The organism is Bombilactobacillus sp. ESL1097 (assembly GCF_058107205.1).
In genome coordinates this window covers 61,024-80,408 of the sequence record NZ_JBYLUB010000001.1, presented here as the reverse complement: position 1 = coordinate 80,408, position 19,385 = coordinate 61,024, and the positions used below count along the sequence as shown (strand labels likewise).

Genomic DNA, 19,385 nt, shown 5'->3' with positions numbered 1-19,385 from the left:
TACTAATTAAAAAAACGGTTCATCACTTGTTTAACTGGCGATGAACCGTTTTTTAATTGTGCTTCAAAATTAGCCGCGATTAGCGGTCAACTTGTTATTTAATTATCAGACATCATATAAACAAATTGGTCTGTGGAAATTTTCTCGTTTAAAGCCGTGACTAGCTCCGGAGCTAACTGATGTTTGCGGAGTTCTTGTTGCACAAATTCATATTCATATTGAAAAGCAATAATAATCAAATCACGTTCTTGGGTTTCATCCGTTTCATTGTTACTGAAGCGCTGATGCCGATAAGCATAATAATGTTGCACTAAATTAACTTCGGCAATATTTTCTGGATCACGTAATTGCTTTAAATATTGACTGACAGCCTGATAACCGACATTCTCCAATTTACGCAACTGCTCCTTATTATAAACCAACGCTTTACGGTCTTTTTTAGACAACTGCACTGCTCGTTTTCTTCTTAACCGCCGAATACGCCAGCGCAAAACCACTAGCTTACACCACATCTTCAACTGAATTAATGGATTGGTAATAATTTTGCGCATTTGCAATATCTGTTGGCGATTGTATTGCCAAACAATCTTAGAATCGATATCTTCATTATTTTGCACAAAGTGATCGATTGCTGTAAATTCAATACTTTCGGTTTTTTCTAATAAATTTCGTACTTGCTTAGGGTTAGCTCGGGCATTATCTAATTTTTGGCTATTCAATAATGTAATGACATGGCTGAGTGCTAGTGGATTTTGGTCATTATTTTCACGTAACTCTTGAATCGCATAGTTGACCAATTTTACTAGCTGGTCAGTAAATTCGTTAATCGTAAATGGACTGACCTTGGCCGGTAAGAGTCGTGGTAACAACAAAGTGGGAACAACTAGACTCAATAAGATAATAATTTCGGCCACAAAAATCAGATCTGTCCGAAAGGGAATCAACTTACCATGTTGCATAATGGGTAACGAAAATGCCATTGCTAAAGTAATTGTGCCGTGAATTCCACTCAAAGCAATGATCAGACTGGTTTTTGCTAAGCTTTGACCTGTATCCGGTAATTTGATCCAGCGCCAGTACACCCATAAAAACCGCAAGGCTAACATCAACAAATACAAACCACTTGCCAATAACAACAATGTGGAAAAATGTAAATTATTATAATCGACGATGGCCAGCAAATTGCGGGGCAAACTAATTCCCAATAAGACAAAGACAAACCCATTTAATAAATTAGATATAATATCCCAAGTTGATGATAAAACCACTTGATTCGATGATGAGGTCAAGCGTAGCTGACGTTTATAAATACCAAATACTACCCCCGCAGCAACGGCGGCTAAAATACCTGACAGATGAAATTCTTCGGCCACTAAATAAACAATAAATGGTGCCAAGACATTAAAGGGAACTGTAATCGCAGTCGCATCAAATAAACGGCGTTGAAAAACAATTTGGATACTAACGAGTACTAATCCTAACAGAATGCCCACAATGACTCCGCCGACAAAAGTCGTCAAAAAAGTCCCAACGCTATGCCAAATACTAAATTTTCCGGTGACAAACGCTGCAAGCGCCAAATTTAAAGCCACTAAGCCCGAGGCATCGTTAAATAACGATTCATTTTCTAAATTCTGCATTAAAGATTCTGGCACTTCAATATCGGCAGTGATGGAAGAAACCGCCACTGCATCGGTAGGCGCCACAATAGCTGTTAAAGCTAAAGCCAAACTTAATGGTAAAGCATCCCACAGCCAGTGAATGAAAAAGCCGCCCACAACAATCGTTAAAATGGCTAGTACAATCGCTAATGACAACACATTACGAAAATTACTTTTTAAACTATGAAAGTCTGTATTCTGACCATCATTAAACATGAGTGGCGCAATAATAATCAAAAAGAAAATTCCAGGTTTTAAATTAAAATGTGTAAATTCCGGTAGCCAAGACAAAGCAAAACCCGTGGCAATTTGATAAAAAGCTAACGGAATTTTTGGATAAAGTGAATAAATGATATTAGCTGCAATAGTTGCACTAATTAACAACAAGCATGTAAAAAATAATGACACAAATTTCCCCCTTATTGTTGAATAGGCAGCTGTGAGTTAATTATTGGTTGACTGAAGAAAATGGGAACAATAATCTTATTAGCAATACATTAATTGTTCTTTATAACCCCGATACTTGCTAGATTAACGCTCCAAAAACTTATTAGCTTTAAAAATAGCTAAGGAAATAATCGGTACAATGATCACCGCCGCCAATAATTCTGGCACCCCATTACTGCCAACGACTCCCATGATTGCCCAATTTAATCCTTTAACCGGCACTTTATAAGATGCCGCCATCGCTGAAGCATAAAGAATCCGCATTAAACCTAAAACTAATAATGTATTGGTTAATGCTCCAATAGCAGCGGCGACCACCATTGCTGGCGTTTTACTTTTCAGCTTATTAGATAACCAGCGGTAAACCCAACCAGCAAAGTAGCCAACTAAAATCCGTGGCAAGACCGAGATCACCGGATTGGTAAACACAATCGTGTCCAAAATACTAGACGGCGCTGCATAAGCACGTATTAATGAACCTAATCCCCAAATAAAACCAATCAAAGCTCCATCGTTGGGGCCTAACACAATTGCTGCCACAATAACTGTGATATGAATAATTGTAACATTAAGTACCCCTAAAGGAATATAACCTAAAAATGGCGTCATTGATTGAATCAAAATAATGGCAATCAAAATCGCCCGAATGGCAATTTTATAAGCTTTACTTTTACGCAATGTTTTCTCCCTACCCCAATCATCAAAATCAATTCTTGGTTACTAGATTAAAATCAATAATAAGTATACCATTTTTCAAAAAACTAGCTAGACTTGCGAGCAATTAAAGCTTAGCAGCTGCCAAAACTATACCAATTGTTAAATTAGCCGGTTAAAGCTTATTTAAATGAGTTCTTTTTAACCGAACCATTTTGGATTAATTGACTTTTCACCAATTACCACTACTTGCTTTAAGTTGGCTTGACTTTCCAACAATTTGCGCTAAAATTATAAAGCAAACAATCAAAGAAGAGGTTGCTAAATTTAAGAGTAACGTTCAGCCGATTATGAAGAATCTAAGCCTGAACGTGAAAGGACTTTTAGCCGAAATGGTGTTTAACTTCATTTATTCACTGTTGGGTTCAGATTGAATAAGTCTGAGACTGTCGCAATTAATAACAATTGCGGGGCGCTATCTACGATTTTATACTAGTAGCCTCTTTACGATTTTCGTAAAGAGGCTTTAATCGTTTTTAGAGTCCTTCTCACTTAGGAGGATTTTTTTATGGCAGAAAAAGGTTCACAAGATCACGTACAACGTAATCTTAAAAACCGCCATGTTTCCATGATCGCTTTAGGCGGTTGTATTGGAACTGGTTTATTCATGACCTCAGGTTCGACAATTTCTAAAGCTGGCCCGGGGGGCGGCTTAATCGCCTATCTGGCCATGGGGATCATGGTTTACTTTTTAATGACTAGTTTAGGTGAATTAGCCACTCATTTGCCCGTTTCGGGTTCTTTTGCTACCTATAATGCTAAATATGTTGACCCCGCACTAGGCTTTGCGATGGGGTGGAATTACTGGTTCAACTGGGCTATTACTGTTGCGATTGATATCTCGACAGCTGCCTTATTGATTCAATACTGGTTGCCCCATACTCCCGGTTGGATTTGGAGTTTACTCATTTTAGTCGTGATCTTTTTGATTAATGCTTTAACCGTTTCTACCTTCGGTGAAACCGAATATTGGTTATCTTTAATTAAAGTGGTGACGGTTATCGTCTTCTTAATCATTGGCTTTGCCATGATTTTAGGAATTATGTATCATCCGGCTGCTGGTTTAAAGAACTTCACTTATAAAAAGGCCCCCTTTGTTGGCGGCTTTCCAGCCATCTTAAACGTCTTCTTAATTGCCGGCTTTTCCTTCCAAGGAACCGAATTAGTTGGTGTAACCGCGGGGGAATCAGAAGATCCAGAACATGCAGTACCGAAGGCCATTAAAGAAGTCTTTTGGCGGATTTTATTATTTTACATTTTATCTATCTTTGTGATTGCTGCTTTAATTCCTTACACCAGCAAGAATTTATTGAGTGCGGCTAATGGTAATATTGCTGTTTCGCCATTTACCCTAGTCTTTAAACGTGCTGGACTAGCTTTTGCCGCCAGCTTAATGAATGCCATTGTTTTAACAGCCGTACTTTCCTCAGCTAATTCTGGTGCTTATGCTTCGACAAGAATGTTATATGCCTTAGCACACGAAAATTACGCTCCTAAAGCGTTTGGTAAAACAACCAAACATGGTATTCCTTTACTGGCTTTAAGCGCTACTATGTTAATTTCTTTATTAACTTTCGCAACCAGCATCTTTGGGCAAAAGATTTATATGTGGTTAGTGGCCGCTTCTGGCTTAACCGGCTTCATCGCTTGGGTTGGCATTGCCTTAAGTCATTATCGTTTCCGGAGAGCCTTTGTGCTACAAGGTCATGATTTAAGTGAACTCAAATACCACGCTAAGTTATTTCCTTTAGGACCAATTATTGCTTTAATTTTGTGTATCCTAGTCATCGGTGGACAAAATATTGATGCCTTTGTACATTGGGATTGGCAGCAAATTGGAATTACTTATATTGGCATTCCATTAGTTCTAATCTTATATTTTGGTTACAAATGGAAACACCACACTAAGATTATCCCGCTAGAAGAGATTGACGTTTCAAGTGAAAAATAATTATTACTAATAATAATTTAAGAGACTGGCCATGACAGCTTACTGATGACATTCTTGACAATTCGATCAGTAACTCGTTGCTAAAGACCAGTCTCTTTTTGTTAACAAATTAATTACTAGATTTTTCCGTTAATGCAACAATGGCCGTAATCTACGGGCACAAAAAACTGCTACGATCGCTTTTAGTGTATCTCCTGGAATAAACGCCAAACTCGAAACTACTGCTTTACTCCAGGCTAAATGACTTTGAATTGCTAACCAGCTAGCGCCAACTAAATTAACGCCAACAACGCCCAGCAACCAGACCACCAAAAATTCCGTCCACCATTTGGTAGAAAATAACGTGCGCTTTAAAGTACTGCCGACCAGTAATGGCACAAAAAACCAAGCCACTAAGTAACCCCCCGTTGGTCCAATGAAACTAATTATTCCACCACGTCCGCCTGATAAAAAAGGAAAACCTAGCGCCACTAATAATAAGAATAATCCTACGGCCGCTGTCCCTGCTTTAGGGCCTAACAACTCCCCTGCCAGCATCACGCCTAAATTTTGCAATACAATAGTCACCGGAATAAAACCCAATGGAATTCCCGGAAATAATCCCAAAACGATAATAATTGTCGTCATCAGCGCTGTGGAAACTAAAGCTTTTAACGAATACTTCACGATTTCTCTCCTTCAAAAATTACAATTTATTTAATTCAATCTGCGTTTAGTTTACCAGCTACTAAATTAAATTAACATCCACCGATCACCTGGCGTCATAAGCATTTGACTTTATCTTAAGTATCCAGTATGTTTTAATCAATTAATAATGGAGGTTATTTATGCAAACTTATGAAGAATCCCAAGCAACTGGTTTAAGCCGTTTTACTTCCTTAGTTTATCTATATACTGGTTTAGGCATTGTTTTTTGGTTAATGGCCGCTTTTGCTCTTGCTAAAAATCAAGCTTTCACCATGCCCATCATCATGTGGGGCGCACAACATTGGTTATTATCAACCATTATCATTGTGGGTTTGTCCATGATTTTATTAACCATGTGTCAACGTTTTGCGCAAAGTTCTTATTTAATGACGTTTGTCTGTTACCTCGCCTTTTTATTTGTTTTTTCATTTTTAGGAGTACCATTATTTTTTAGTTATTCCGCTAAAAGTATTGCCCAAGCTTTAATTTTGACTTCCGTTGTCTTTTTCGTAATGGCCGGTTATGGTTATTTCACCAAAACCGATTTATCGTCTTGGAGTCGGACTTTATTAATTGGCTTAGTTGCTATCTTAGTGGTTTCCTTATTAGATGTCTTTCTTTTTAAGAGTCCAATGATTGCTTTAGTCATTAATATCTTAACGATTGTTATTTTCATGGGCTATATTGCCTTTGATTCCCAAGACCTCAAACGGATTTATGCCAATAGTCAAGGCCAAAACTTAGGCGCCTTAGCTTTAGTCGCTTCCGTGAATTTAGTCTTAGATTTTATCAATTTACTAATGAATCTGTTAGCTATTTTTGGTAATGACAATAATTAAGAACTTCATGAGCAAATTTCTGGCTACTCTCATTAAAAGAGAGTAGCTTTTTTTATGTTGCGGTGAAAATTCAATCCAAAATCTCGCCCAGTACCTACTTAATACTTAACTACCCAGCTCCAACAGCTTTGAGATTTAACTAGATCATAATTGAACAGCAACAAATTATTTTCAGGAGGAACATTTTTTGAATACTCGTAAAGTACAAATTTCTACTTTAGTCGGTATTATTGCTCTCACCACGGTGACGCGCTTGGATTCCATCATGGCCCCGTCCATCGTCAAAATTCAACAAGCTTTTCCCAACGCTGATGCGACTCAGGTTGAATCCATTGCGTCTATCGGTGATGTAGCATCCATGCTGGCCTCTTTTATTTTTGGTTTTATTTTAACCAAAATCACTTACAAATATGCAGCCGCTATTGGCCTAGCTTTATTAGCCGCTGGTGGCTTACTACCTATCTTCATTCACCAAAGTGTCAACCAACTAATCTTTTTTGCTTTGATTGTCGGTTTAGGTAGTGGCGCGATTACAACTGTTTTACCTAGTTTATCTGCAGCTAATTACCAAGGTGAACGACGGTCAACTCAATTTGGCTTCAATGTCGCGTTAGAAGATGGTTTTGCTATGGTCTGGATCGTGGTTGGCGGCTATTTAGCCAACATTAGCTGGGTTCATAACTATTACATTTACTTCATCACGGTTATCGCATTGATTTTAGCTTTAATCTTTATTCCGAACGTTAAGCCTAGTGAAGATCAAGCTGTTAATGAAACTTATGCTGCGAAAAATCATTGGGGCTTAATTATTGGTTTAGTAGTCATTTCTACGTTTGTGGAAGTCTTAGCCGCTGTAATGTCCAATAAAATGGCCATTTACCTACACACTTATCACATTGGTGGTCCTAGCACTTCCGGTCAAGCCCTCTTGTTTGTCCGCGCAGCTTCTATTGTGGCGGGGTTATTTATTAGTCTTTACCGCAAGGTTTTTGGTAATTATTTATTGGCAGCCGGCTTTGGTTCTGCAGCCATTGGGGCAGCATTATTTATTTTCTCCCATGCGTTTTGGAGTAGTGCGTTAGGCGCTTTTCTAATTGGAACTTGTGCTTCAGTTACTTTGATCACTGTGCCTTTTTTGTTATCTAATTTAGCCACAGCTAAAGTTTATCCCATTGTCATGGGTTCGTTCTCTGCTTTAACTAGTTTAGGCTTTTCGTTTTCTGTCTGGTTCTTCAAATACACGGCACCACTATTCAATCCTAATCATTTAATTGGAACTTTTGAATCCATGATCGCTCTAAGCGTTATAATTATCATAGTACTAGTTGGTACTAACTTGCAGAAACGCACCACACAAGTTACTAATTCGTAGTTTTTCGTTTGGAGGTCATAGAAATGAAAATTGGTTTGATCGGTACAGGCGTAATGGGAAATGCAGTTGCTGTGAATCTTTTAAAAGCGGGCCATCAACTTTGGGTGTACAATCGTACAAAATCTAAAACTGACAATCTCGTACAACAGGGCGCTACTTGGGAAGATAATCCCCAAAAAGTCGTTGAACAAAGCGACGTCATTTTGACTATGGTCGGTTTTCCTCAAGATGTTGAGCAGGTTTATTACGGCGATAACGGCATTTTTAGTGCTGATGTCCATGATAAATTCTTAATTGATTTAACAACTTCAAAACCGCAGTTAGCACAAAAACTGGCAGCTAGCGGCGAAAAATTGGGCGCGAAAGTTTTAGACGCCCCCGTTTCTGGTGGCGATATTGGTGCCAAAAATGGGACTTTAACCGTGATGGTTGGTGGCCGCCGCGAAGTCTATGACCAAATTAAGGCTTTATTCCCTGATTTTAGCGGTCAAGTTAACCTGTTTGGTCCGGCAGGAGCCGGGCAAAATACCAAGATGGCTAACCAAATTATGATTGCCGGTACCATGACTGGTATGACTGAAATGTTTGTTTACTCTAAAGCCGCGGGCTTGGATTTACAAGACGTGCTCAAAACAGTCAGTGGTGGTAGTGCAGCTAATTGGAGTCTAGAAAACTATGGTCCTCGGGTATTAAAAGGCGATTATACTCCAGGCTTTTTCAGTAAACATTTCTTAAAAGATTTGCGGATTGCGTTAGACACTGCTGACGAAATGCACTTGAACTTGCCTGCCACTAAACAAGCCAAAGAACTATACGAACAACTAGTTGACCAAAAGCACGATGGTGATTTAGGTACTCAAGGCTTAATCAAGCTTTGGTGGGATTAAACACTTCATCCAATAACTGAATAATTACTTTCAACTAAAAATCTAGATTAACTTTCAATTCACGAGTAATTTACTTGCTGGTGAATTGAAAGTTTTTTTTGATTATTTCTTTTTAATTAAAAACATGATAGTTTTCATTTTCAAAAAGCGTTAAAATGAGCTCATAATTAATGAATTTTTGAAATTAGGAGAGAACCATGCTGAAACTGCAACATATTAAAAAGTACTTCACAGTCGGCGATACGACCACCAAAGCATTAGATGACGTCTCTGTTGCCTTTCGTTCTAAAGAATTTGTTTCGATCCTCGGACCTTCCGGTTCCGGTAAAACCACGATGCTAAACATTATCGGTGGCCTTGATCATTACGATTCTGGTGACTTAATTATTGACGGTAAGTCAACCAAAACTTTTAAAGAAGATGATTGGGATGCTTATCGTAATAATACCGTCGGTTTTATTTTTCAGAATTACAACATCATCAGTCATTTAAGTATTTTAGATAACGTCAGTTTAGGAATGACTTTGAGTGGCGTTTCGAACGCTGAAAAGAAACAAAAAGCCCAACAAGCATTGGAACGTGTCGGCTTAAAAGAACATCTATCTAAAAAGCCCAGTCAATTATCTGGTGGACAATTACAACGTGTTGCCATTGCGCGGGCCCTGGCGAATGATCCCCAGATTTTATTAGCTGATGAACCAACGGGGGCCTTAGATACTAAGACCAGTAACGAAATTATGCAGTTAATTCAAGACTTATCCAAAGAACGATTAGTCATTATGGTGACGCATAATCCCGATTTGGCACACCAATATTCTGATCGCATTATTGAATTTTCCGATGGTCAAATTCAAAACGATTCTAATCCTTATCAAGAACCGGATGAACAACCACACTTTAATCCCGTACGTACTAAGATGAGTTTTTGGACGGCGTTAAAACTATCATTTACCAATATCAAAACTAAAAAAGGCCGCACTTTCCTTACTATTTTGGCGTCCAGTATCGGTATTATTAGTATTGGTGTCGTGTTAGCTTTATCGAATGGTTTTCAAAAACAAATCGACGCCACCCAATCGGAAACTTTATCGCAATTTCCAATTACCATTTCTCAAGTTACAGCGGATCAAAAGCAAATGCAAAAAAGCGACAGTTCTGGTAGCACTGGTAGTCAAAAGTTTGCTTCAGGCAAACAGCTGAAAGCACAAGCTAATCAGTTAACTTCTGCCCAACATTTGAATAAAATCACGCCCAAATATTTAAATTATATTCGCAAGATCAAAAAGTCTGATAGTAAAAATATTGCTTATACCTATACGACCGGCTTAAATTTAATTCGCAAAGTGCACGGCCAATACCGGCCGGTATCTTTTGCCACAACTAATATCAGCAGTTCCGAATCTAGCAATGCGCAAAGCATGGTTACTTCTAACTTAGGTATTGGTGGCAGTGTTTACCCCGTTGATCGCAATAATCAACAAAGTTTCCTCAAGAAAAATTATCGCGTTTTAGCTGGTAAATACCCTACCAATAATCACGAAATTGTTCTGATTACTGATAAGAAAAATAATCTGAACTTAGATGCGTTGAAAAATCTTGGTTTTTCATTCAAAGATCAACAGCACATTCAACCACAACAATTATTGAATACTAACATTCAAGTCATTGCGAATAACAATTTTTACCAGCAATTACCAACTGGCAATTTTGTCCCTAGTAAAGATTACAGCCAAATGGCCACGGCTCATGACACTATTAACTTGAAGATTGTCGGTATTTTACGAACTACTTCTAAAAATTCTGACGGTTTATTATCGAGTGGGATTGCCTATTCTGACCGTTTGACTAAAGAAGTCATTAACATCAATAAGAATTCGCACATTGCGCTAGCTCAAAAGCAGAGTAAGAATAATGTGATCACCGGTACACCATTAAAAGGTATGGAAGGTGCTTTAACTCTGACTGCTCTAGGAGCTACCGATACGCCTAATTCGATTCAAATTTATCCCAATAACTTTAAAGAGAAAAACAAAATCACCGCTTATTTAGACAAATATAATAAGCATAAGAGTAAAGCTAATCAAGTTATGTATGTAGACTTAGCGGGCAACATCACCAGCATTACCGGTGGTTTAATGGACGCTATCACTTACGTGTTAATTGGATTTGCGGCCATTTCCTTAGTTACTTCCATGATTATGATTGCCATCATCACTTATACTTCCGTTATTGAACGAACCAAAGAAATTGGAGTTTTAAGAGCTTTAGGAGCTCGTAAGAAAGATATTACGCGCGTTTTTGATGCTGAAACTACTATTTTAGGCATTGGTTCCGGAATTTTAGGTGTTATCATTGCTTGGCTCTTAACTTTCCCTGCCAACGTTATTTTAGAAAATATGACCGGTTTAAGTCACGTTGCTAAATTAAATCCGCTCCATGCGATTGTCTTAATTATTGTCAGCACCATCTTAACTGTCTTAGGTGGTCATATTCCGGCCCGCATGGCTTCCAAAAAAGATGCGGCCACGGCCTTAAGATCAGAATAATAGTTATTAATTGTATGTAAAAAAGAGGTTGGAAATTTAAAATCCAACCTCTTTTTTTATAAATATAAGATTTGTTCAAACACTAACCTTCTTCGCAAGCCTTAATCGCTTTAATCAAAGCTCCGCGAAAGCCGTTTTCTTCTAAAGCGGCCACTCCGCGAATCGTGGAACCACCAGGAGTAGCTGAGTAATCCTTTAAAGCTTCAAAGTCTAGTTGCTGATTTTGCACTAATTGGACTGTGCCTTGCAACATCTGTAAGATAATTTGATGACTATCTTCACGTTTCATGCCGTAATACACTCCAGCATCACTTAAAGCATCCATCATTACCGCCATTAACGCTGGTGTACAACCGGCAATCGTACCATAAATACTCAACTGCTGTTCAGGAACCACGTACACTTGACCTAGTTTATTAAATAAATTGGTCACCAGCTCTTGATGAGCCGCCGTTTCTTGTTCTTGAAAGCTCACAGCAATTATTCCCTGGGCAATTTCCACTGCCGTATTAGGTACTGCCTTGGCAAAACCAGCTGCCCCGGTTAATGATTGATTAATTTGTGTTAAATCACCACCAGAAACTGAAACAATCATTCCCTCATAATCTTGACTTAACTCTTGAATCACTGCTGGCACCGCTGGTGCTGGAATCGCTAATAAAATAACTTCACAATCCAACAATTCTGATACACTTTGCGCCGCTCCCAACTGATACTGCGCAATTAACTTAGCTGCCGTTTGGTGCCGTCCACCCTTAACGATAATCTGTTGGGGACTAATGCCCGCTTTCAATAATCCTTTAATCATCGCACTGCCAATTCGGCCAGCACCTACAAGTCCAATTTTCATTTAATCACCTCAATTTTTTTCATTGTACAACAGAATAGTTTATTAATAAATTATTGGTTTCAAACCACAGTTTGCGGTAAAATGCAATTAGCTAAACTAAACAAGTACAACAAGTTGATCTAATTCAAACAAAAAACTTAGAGTATTTGTATTAGTTTTAAAAAAGGCAATAAAATTTTGAACTATTCTATATTGACTTTGTTCTAATTTAGATAAAATTCTTATTAGTTCTAACTCTTATTCAATGTTTAAATTATGCTGGAGGTTTTTTTCTTATGAAAATAGCAAGGCTAATTACCGGGATTATTACCATTATCTTAGCCATTGTAATTGTGATTCAATTTAAATTTGATAGTTTTATTCAAGCATTAATGGGTTACGCTGACTTAGGTAGTACCGCTAGTGTCCTAGTAGCCTTATCATATTTAATTGCTGGAATTATTTACATTGTTTGCAATGCTAGTACCAGCATTGTACCAGCCATTACCAGCTTTATTATTCTCATTTTAGGTGGCGTGATGGGCATTTTTAATGCTTTAAGTTTTCCTGGGATTATGATTTGGTCTTGGGTTGGTATTGGCATTGGGACGGTCATGGTCATTGCCAATCTGATCGTTCGCTTCTTCTTTACACCAGCCGTTGATGAATACGGTAATGCTTATAGCAATAGTTCTTACGATAACAATAATAACAATTATCAAAATCCTACGAATAACGGTTACACGGATCAAAATAATTTTGTCAACAATCAGCAGCAAATGCCGAATAATTATCAACAACCGGTCAATAATAACTATCAAGCTCCCAATAATTATCAACCAAATTCTAATCCTAACTTTCAACAGCCACCAATGGCACCGAACAACTATCAAAATCCTAACCAACCGCAACCGATGAATAATCCTGAAATGAATAATAATCAATTCAATCAGCCACAGCAAAACTTTGCACCCAATCAAGCTAATCCTATGGCACAAAACCCCAACCCAGCACCACAACAACCTAATCCGTCATTTGATAATAATTATGCTAATAACTATTATCAACCGACCCAAAACTCCGTTCCACCAGCTCCAACCAATAAACATCGTCGCTTTAAAACCAAAAACAAACCCTAATTTTCAAAAAACTAACTTTTACCACTTTTTCTTCACATTTTCATCATAATTAATGAATACTATTATTAGTGTAGATAACCGATAGGTTGCTACAACATATAAATTGTATTCACATCCTTACTCCTCCAAGAAACGACAACTAAGTTGTCGTTTCTTTTTTGTTTTAAAAAATTAAAAAAAGACTGCTTTAATTTTTATTTAAGCGATATTTTAAAAAGCATTTTTAGCCAAAAAAGCGTTTTTCTTGTTCGTTTTGTGGTAAAGTAATAGTTGGTAAGTTATGGATTAATGTAATTAATTTTACATAATTTAAGGAGTGTGAAATTCATGTTAACTTTGAGTTTGTCATTGTTATCATTAGCAAGATTACAATTTGCGATAACAACGATTTTCCACTTCTTTTTTGTACCGTTTTCAATTGGAATGGGTTTTTTAGTTTCAATTATGGAAACCATTTATGCAATTAAGAAGCAGGAAATTTATAAAAAAATGGCCCAATTCTGGGGCAAAATATTTTTGCTCAGTTTTGCGGTCGGCATTGTGACCGGGTTAATCCAAGAATTCCAGTTTGGAATGAATTGGTCCAACTATTCTCGCTTCATGGGCGATATTTTCGGTGCTCCTCTGGCGATTGAAGCTTTATTGGCCTTTTTCTTGGAATCGACTTTTCTTGGCGTTTGGATGTTTACTTGGGATCGTTTCAAGCCCGGAATTCACGCCTTATTTATTTGGTTAACTTCCATTGGTACCATGTTATCAGCTATTTGGATTTTAACTGCTAACAGTTTTATGCAACATCCTACCGGTTTTACTATCAACGGTAAAACACATCATGCTCAAATGACCGATTTTGGTAGTATTGTTGGTAATCCTCAATTGTGGCGGGTGTTCCCCCACGTTATTTTAGGTGCTTTTGCTACTGCCGCTTTAGTTATCGTGGGAATGAGTGCTTGGGGCTTAATTCGGAAGCAAAAAGATCGTGCTTTCTTCAAAAAGTCCTTACATTTCGGTTTATGGTTCAGTTTAGTGGCTTCTATTGGCGTCATGGTTGCTGGTGATTATCAAACCCAACAAATTATTCAAGACCAACCAATGAAATTTGCTGCTACAGAAGGCGAATATAAAGATACTAGTTCCCCAGCTTCTTGGAAGATCGTCGCTACTTTTGATACTAAAGATCATAAAGTTAATCACGAAATCTCCGTACCTTATATGTTGAGTTTATTAGCTTATCATAAGCCTGAAGGCTCCGTTAAAGGTATGAACACGATTAACAAAGAATTAAAACAAAAATTTGCTCATAATAAGAGTAAGAGTATTCGCAATATTAAAAACTTCTATATTCCAACGACCGCTATTTTCTGGAGTTTCCGGGTCATGGCTGGTTTTGGCGCTTTGTTTGCTTTAGTTTCCATCGTTGGCTTGTTCTTGATGCGTAAAAAGCATGACATGATTGAAAATCAACGTTGGTTCTTATATATCTTAGGTTTCGTAATGTGGTGTCCATTCATCGCCAATACTTGTGGTTGGTTAATTACCGAATTAGGTCGCTATCCATGGATTGTTTATGGATTGTACACTATTGCAGATGCTGTTTCACCATCAACAACAGCTGGTGAGTTATTATTTAGTAATATTATTTATCTTGTTTTGTTTACCGTCTTGGGTGGAGTTATGATTTATTACTCACGGCAAACATTGCATCATGGTTTAAGTGCAATTGATGGACCTAGTGCTACACAACAAGACACTGTAACTGCGGATCCTTTTGCAAAGGAGGCCTTTGACTAATGACTGCCTTACAATTTATTTGGTTTATTTTAATCTGTGTGCTCTTTGTTGGCTTTTTCTTTTTAGAAGGTTTTGATTTTGGTGTGGGCATGGCTTCTGGTATTATCGCGCGCACTGATGAGGAAAAACAAACTATGTTGCGCATTATTGGCCCCCACTGGGTAGTCAATGAAACTTGGCTGGTTACAGCCGGTGGCGCCATGTTTGCTTCATTTCCAATGTGGTATGCGAGTTTGTTCTCTGGCTATTACATCATGTTCTTATTAGTCTTAGTCGGATTAATTCTACGGGGTGTTTCCTTTGAATTTGCGGAACATGCCGAAACCAAGCGTGGGCGGCACCTTTGGTATAACGTCTTTGTCTTTGGTAGCTTAGTCGCACCTTTAATGTTATGTATTATTTTCTTCAGCATGATTCAAGGTGTGCCAATCAATGCGCAAGGCGATATGCACGCTGGTTTCTTTGATATTATTAACTGGTTATCATTAGTTGGTGGAATTGCAGGCGTCTTGATGTCTTTAATTCACGGCTTAAACTATACACGACTAACCACAACGGGCATTTTAAGAGAACGGGCACGTAATCTTAATCGCTATCTCTATCCTATTTTGTTCGTTGGTGAAGTTGTCTTTGCCTTACTAGTAATTTTCCAAACAGACTTCTTCACTAATAAACCTGTTTCTAGTACTTTAATTACCTTACTCATCGTTTTGATGTCTATCATCGGGACTTGGGGAACGTACAAAGATCATGAAGTCTGGAGTTTACTTGGCAGTGGCTTATCCTTAGCCTTTGTAGTGATCTTAATCTTTAACGGTTTATTCCCACGGGTCATGATTGCGACTAACCCTGCCAATAGCATTTTAATTAAAAATGCTTCCTCTTCACCCGCAGCTTTAACGATTATGACTATTGTAGTCTGCATTTTACTGCCGATTGTTTTAATCTACTTTACTTGGTCTTACTATATCTTTAAAAAACGGGTACCATCTGGGAAAGCGACCAATTAATTTATGATTGATAAACGTTTATTCAAATTACCCAAAGTTAAATCACTATTCGTAATGCTTGCAGGACTAACCGTCTTGCAAGCATTTATGATTTTATTACAAGCTAGCTTCCTCACACAGGCCTTAGTTTTTTCTTGGCGGCAATTGCATTTACACGCATTACTCAAGCCCACAATCGGCTTTGTAATTGCCTTTTTAATTCGCCACTTGCTGGTCTGGTTAAAGAATATTCTGCTAGATCACTTTGCCACTCAGACAACCGAAAACTTACGCCAAGATATTTTAGACAAAATTTATCAAACGGGGCCCGACTTTATTTCCACAGCCGGTTCGGGCAACTTAGTCACCGAAACACTCGACGGAATGGATAAAGTTAATAATTATTTTAATTTGATTTTGACCAAGTTTATGGACATGATGATCATTCCATGGATTATCTTAATTTATATCTTTTTCCAAAACCGGACATCCGGAATTATTTTGCTGTTAGTTTTTCCTGTCATTATTTTATTTATGATTATTTTAGGCTACGCGGCTCAAGACAAGGCTGACGCGCAATATAATGAATATGTGGTGCTGTCGAATCATTTTTTGGATGCTTTACGCGGCTTGACTACCCTGAAAATGCTCGGTTTAAGTAAAGATTATGCGCATAATATCCAAACCGTTAGTGAAAATTATCGTAAAAAAACAATGAGTACTTTGCGCATTGCTATTTTATCGACTTTTGCTCTAGATTGGTTTACCACGCTCTCCATTGCTTTATTAGCCGTCTTTTTAGGTTTAGCTTTAATCAAGGGCTCAATTCCGTTATACCCTGCCCTGGTAACCTTAGTGTTAGCACCGGAGTACTTCTTACCATTACGAAATTTCTCCAATGATTATCATGCCACCTTAGATGGGGCTAATGCCTTCACTGCAGCCACTGAATTATTAGATCAACCCGTGGTCAGCGATCAACAGCTCGTAACTAACTTTACTTGGAATGAACAAAGCACGTTAAAAGTGTCCCATCTAAACTTTCAATATGATACCCAAAACCAGTTGGTTAATCTCCACGACATTAATTTAAACCTCCATGGTTATCAAAAAATCGCCATTATCGGCAAATCTGGCGCTGGCAAAACCACCCTCTTAGATACTTTAGGTGGTTTTCTCACTCCGAATAACGGACAAATCCAGCTTAATGATCAAGCTTTACCACATTTGTCCCAAACTAATTGGCAAAAACAAATAACCTATTTACCGCAAAAGCCGTATTTGTTTAGTGACACAATTGCCAACAATATTCGCTTTTATCAACCTGAGGCCACTGATGAACAGGTTCAACTAGCATCCCAGCAGGCCGGTTTAACCGACTTTATTGCGAGTTTACCGCAGGGATTAAATACTCCTGTTGGTGAAGGCGGCCGGGGCATTTCCGGCGGTCAAGCCCAAAGAATCATGTTAGCACGGGCCTTTTTGGCCCAACAGCGCCGCATTATTCTGTTAGATGAACCAACGGCCCATTTAGATATTGAAACGGAATATCGTCTCAAGCAAACCATGTTGCCTTTATTTGACCAACACTTAGTTATTTTTGCTACGCATCGTTTGCATTGGCTCCAACAAATGGACTATGTCATTGTCTTAGATCACGGCCAAATTGTGGAACAAGGACCAATTGAACAACTACAACAAGAAACGAGTGGCCCCTTTGCTGATCTAACTTTCCAAATGCGAGGTGATCTATAATGTGGAAGCACGATACTTGGGTTAAACCTTACCTGAAACAATATAAATTTCTTTTAGCTACAGCCTTATTCTTAGGCTTTCTGACAATTTTCTGTGGTGGCGCCTTAATGTTTGCCTCTGGTTATACCATTGATCGCTCGGCCACTCATCCGTACAATATTTTAATGATCTATCCGGCCATTTTGTTAACACGTGCTTTTGGAATCGGCCGCCCGACTTTTAAATATCTCGAACGTTTAAAAAGTCATAATTGGGTTTTAAAAGTCACCTCCGATTTGCGAACTCGCCTGTATAAAACAGTGGAAAAAGATGCGGCTTTCTTTAATGAAAAATATCGCAGTGGTAATCTGCTGGGCTTATTATCCGAAGATATTGATCATTTACAAAACCTGTATCTGCGAACGGTTTTTCCCACTGTTGTGGGGATCCTTTTAGCTATTTTTGTCACCATTGGTATTGGCTATTTTGACTTATGGTTTGCCATTATCACCGCCATTTTATTGTTACTCGAAATTTTGGTTGTACCTTTAGCTTCAACCGCAATTGAAGCCGCACGTCGTAGTCACCAAAAAGCGTTAACTGATCAGTTATATACTCAGTTAACCGATAATATTTTGGGGGCTAATGATTGGATTTTATCTGGACGCAAACAAGACTTTCAACAAACAACTACCCAGACTATTGCGCAATTAAACAGTTCCAAATTAAAGAGTAAACATTTTCGTTGGCAACGGGATTTCTATCTGCAAGTCATTCTAGTACTAATTTTTCTAGCCATGATTATTTTCACCAATTTGCACTTCACTAATACGCAAATGCGAGCTAACTACACGGCAGCCTTTGTCTTGGCAGTTGCTCCAATTGGTGAGGCCATTGTGCCAATTAGTCAGGGATTTGAAGAATATCCGGTTTATAAAGATTCGATTAAACGTCTCAATAATCTTCATCCCACCCTGCAACAATTACCACCGCAACAAAAATTATCTGCGACAGATTTTCAAACTTTAAAATTAGAAAATTTGCAATTTGAATATGATGCAGATTCTCCAATCCTTTTGACAGACTTCAATCAAACCATTCAACGGGGACAAAAGGTGGCTTTAATTGGGCCTAGTGGTACCGGTAAAACGACCCTACTACAATTAATCAACGGGGACTTAACTCCCCAAAAGGGTCAAGTTACTTTAAACGGGATCAATGTGCGAGCACTTCAAGACGAACAAAAACAATTGTTCTCTTTTCTCAACCAACAACCATTTTTATTTAATACGTCTATTTTAAATAATGTGCGCCTTGGTAACGAAACAAAATCGAATGCTGAGGTGAAAGCCGCCTTAGATGCTGTTCAATTAACTAATTTAATTGAGCAATTACCCCAAGGCTACGAAACATCCGTACGCGAAGCGGGCGCACGCTTTTCCGGTGGTGAACAACAACGCATCACGCTAGCCCGCATTTTATTGCAAGATGCGCCAATTGTGCTACTTGATGAACCAACGGTTGGTTTAGATCCCATTACCGAAAATGATTTATTAAAAACTATTTTTGAAGTTTTAAAAGACAAAACCATCATTTGGGTTACCCACCATTTACAAGGCATTAATCACGTTGACCAAGTGGTCTTTTTAGACCAAGGTCAAATTAAAATGCAAGGTAATCCCAAAGATTTAGCCGCTAATAACCACCATTTCCAAGAACTTTATCGCATGGATCGTGGCTTCTAACTTTAAAAATTACAGCAAGCTAAAATTTTATACGCAGGACTAATTCTGATATGT

Annotated in this window: 14 protein-coding genes and 1 riboswitch; of the genes, 10 read left to right on the top strand and 4 right to left on the bottom strand. The window is 38.2% G+C overall.

Going from position 1 to position 19,385, the window contains the following annotated elements; translation table 11 throughout:
* Positions 1–98: 98 nt before the first annotated feature.
* A complete protein-coding gene (locus tag AC3B6D_RS00360) occupies positions 99–2,069 on the bottom strand; it encodes a cation:proton antiporter (RefSeq protein WP_489774662.1) in 1,971 nt (656 codons plus the stop codon).
* A gap of 123 nt (positions 2,070–2,192) precedes the next feature.
* The gene (locus AC3B6D_RS00355; protein WP_489756937.1) at positions 2,193–2,786 is read right to left on the bottom strand and encodes an ECF transporter S component; all 594 of its coding nucleotides are present in this window, start codon (positions 2,784–2,786) and stop codon (positions 2,193–2,195) included.
* A 280-nt stretch (positions 2,787–3,066) separates the two neighbouring features.
* Positions 3,067–3,248: riboswitch (Lysine riboswitch) on the top strand.
* An 82-nt stretch (positions 3,249–3,330) separates the two neighbouring features.
* Here AC3B6D_RS00355 and AC3B6D_RS00350 point away from each other — a divergent pair.
* The gene (locus AC3B6D_RS00350) at positions 3,331–4,773 is read left to right on the top strand and encodes an amino acid permease (RefSeq protein ID WP_489756936.1); all 1,443 of its coding nucleotides are present in this window, start codon (positions 3,331–3,333) and stop codon (positions 4,771–4,773) included.
* Positions 4,774–4,902: 129 nt separating this feature from the next.
* Here AC3B6D_RS00350 and AC3B6D_RS00345 read toward each other — a convergent pair whose 3' ends face one another.
* Positions 4,903–5,439, bottom strand: coding sequence for a biotin transporter BioY (locus AC3B6D_RS00345; RefSeq protein WP_489774661.1), 537 nt, complete (start codon positions 5,437–5,439; stop codon positions 4,903–4,905).
* Positions 5,440–5,600: 161 nt separating this feature from the next.
* Between AC3B6D_RS00345 and AC3B6D_RS00340 the strand changes: the two genes are divergently transcribed.
* The 4 genes from AC3B6D_RS00340 to AC3B6D_RS00325 all read left to right on the top strand — a co-directional run bounded on the left by AC3B6D_RS00340 (position 5,601) and on the right by AC3B6D_RS00325 (position 11,104).
* Complete coding sequence (locus AC3B6D_RS00340; protein ID WP_489756934.1) at positions 5,601–6,299, top strand: Bax inhibitor-1/YccA family protein; 699 nt, start codon at positions 5,601–5,603, stop codon at positions 6,297–6,299.
* Positions 6,300–6,486: 187 nt separating this feature from the next.
* The gene (locus AC3B6D_RS00335; RefSeq protein WP_489756933.1) at positions 6,487–7,671 is read left to right on the top strand and encodes an MFS transporter; all 1,185 of its coding nucleotides are present in this window, start codon (positions 6,487–6,489) and stop codon (positions 7,669–7,671) included.
* A 23-nt stretch (positions 7,672–7,694) separates the two neighbouring features.
* On the top strand, positions 7,695–8,558 hold the full coding sequence (locus AC3B6D_RS00330) for an NAD(P)-dependent oxidoreductase (RefSeq protein ID WP_489774660.1): 864 nt from the start codon (positions 7,695–7,697) through the stop codon (positions 8,556–8,558).
* 197 nt (positions 8,559–8,755) lie between these two features.
* Positions 8,756–11,104 (top strand): ABC transporter ATP-binding protein/permease, encoded by a 2,349-nt coding sequence (locus AC3B6D_RS00325; RefSeq protein ID WP_489756931.1) that lies wholly within the window; start codon positions 8,756–8,758, stop codon positions 11,102–11,104.
* A gap of 82 nt (positions 11,105–11,186) precedes the next feature.
* Here the strand turns inward: AC3B6D_RS00325 and AC3B6D_RS00320 are convergent, their stop codons facing one another.
* The gene (locus tag AC3B6D_RS00320; RefSeq protein ID WP_489774659.1) at positions 11,187–11,954 is read right to left on the bottom strand and encodes a pyrroline-5-carboxylate reductase family protein; all 768 of its coding nucleotides are present in this window, start codon (positions 11,952–11,954) and stop codon (positions 11,187–11,189) included.
* A gap of 275 nt (positions 11,955–12,229) precedes the next feature.
* Here AC3B6D_RS00320 and AC3B6D_RS00315 point away from each other — a divergent pair, with 275 nt between their 5' ends.
* The 5 genes from AC3B6D_RS00315 to cydC all read left to right on the top strand — a co-directional run bounded on the left by AC3B6D_RS00315 (position 12,230) and on the right by cydC (position 19,331).
* Positions 12,230–13,072 carry a hypothetical protein gene (locus AC3B6D_RS00315; protein ID WP_489756929.1) on the top strand — a complete coding sequence of 281 codons (843 nt, stop codon included), beginning with the start codon at positions 12,230–12,232 and terminating at the stop codon, positions 13,070–13,072.
* 327 nt (positions 13,073–13,399) lie between these two features.
* A complete protein-coding gene (locus AC3B6D_RS00310) occupies positions 13,400–14,863 on the top strand; it encodes a cytochrome ubiquinol oxidase subunit I (RefSeq protein ID WP_489756928.1) in 1,464 nt (487 codons plus the stop codon).
* Complete coding sequence (gene cydB, locus AC3B6D_RS00305) at positions 14,863–15,873, top strand: cytochrome d ubiquinol oxidase subunit II (protein ID WP_489774658.1); 1,011 nt, start codon at positions 14,863–14,865, stop codon at positions 15,871–15,873. Before AC3B6D_RS00310 ends, cydB begins: the two co-directional genes overlap by 1 nt.
* A 3-nt stretch (positions 15,874–15,876) precedes the next feature.
* A complete protein-coding gene (gene cydD / locus AC3B6D_RS00300) occupies positions 15,877–17,607 on the top strand; it encodes a thiol reductant ABC exporter subunit CydD (protein ID WP_489756926.1) in 1,731 nt (576 codons plus the stop codon).
* Entirely contained in the window at positions 17,607–19,331 is a 1,725-nt protein-coding gene (gene cydC / locus AC3B6D_RS00295) for a thiol reductant ABC exporter subunit CydC (protein ID WP_489774657.1), read from the top strand. Before cydD ends, cydC begins: the two co-directional genes overlap by 1 nt.
* Positions 19,332–19,385 lie beyond the last annotated feature (54 nt).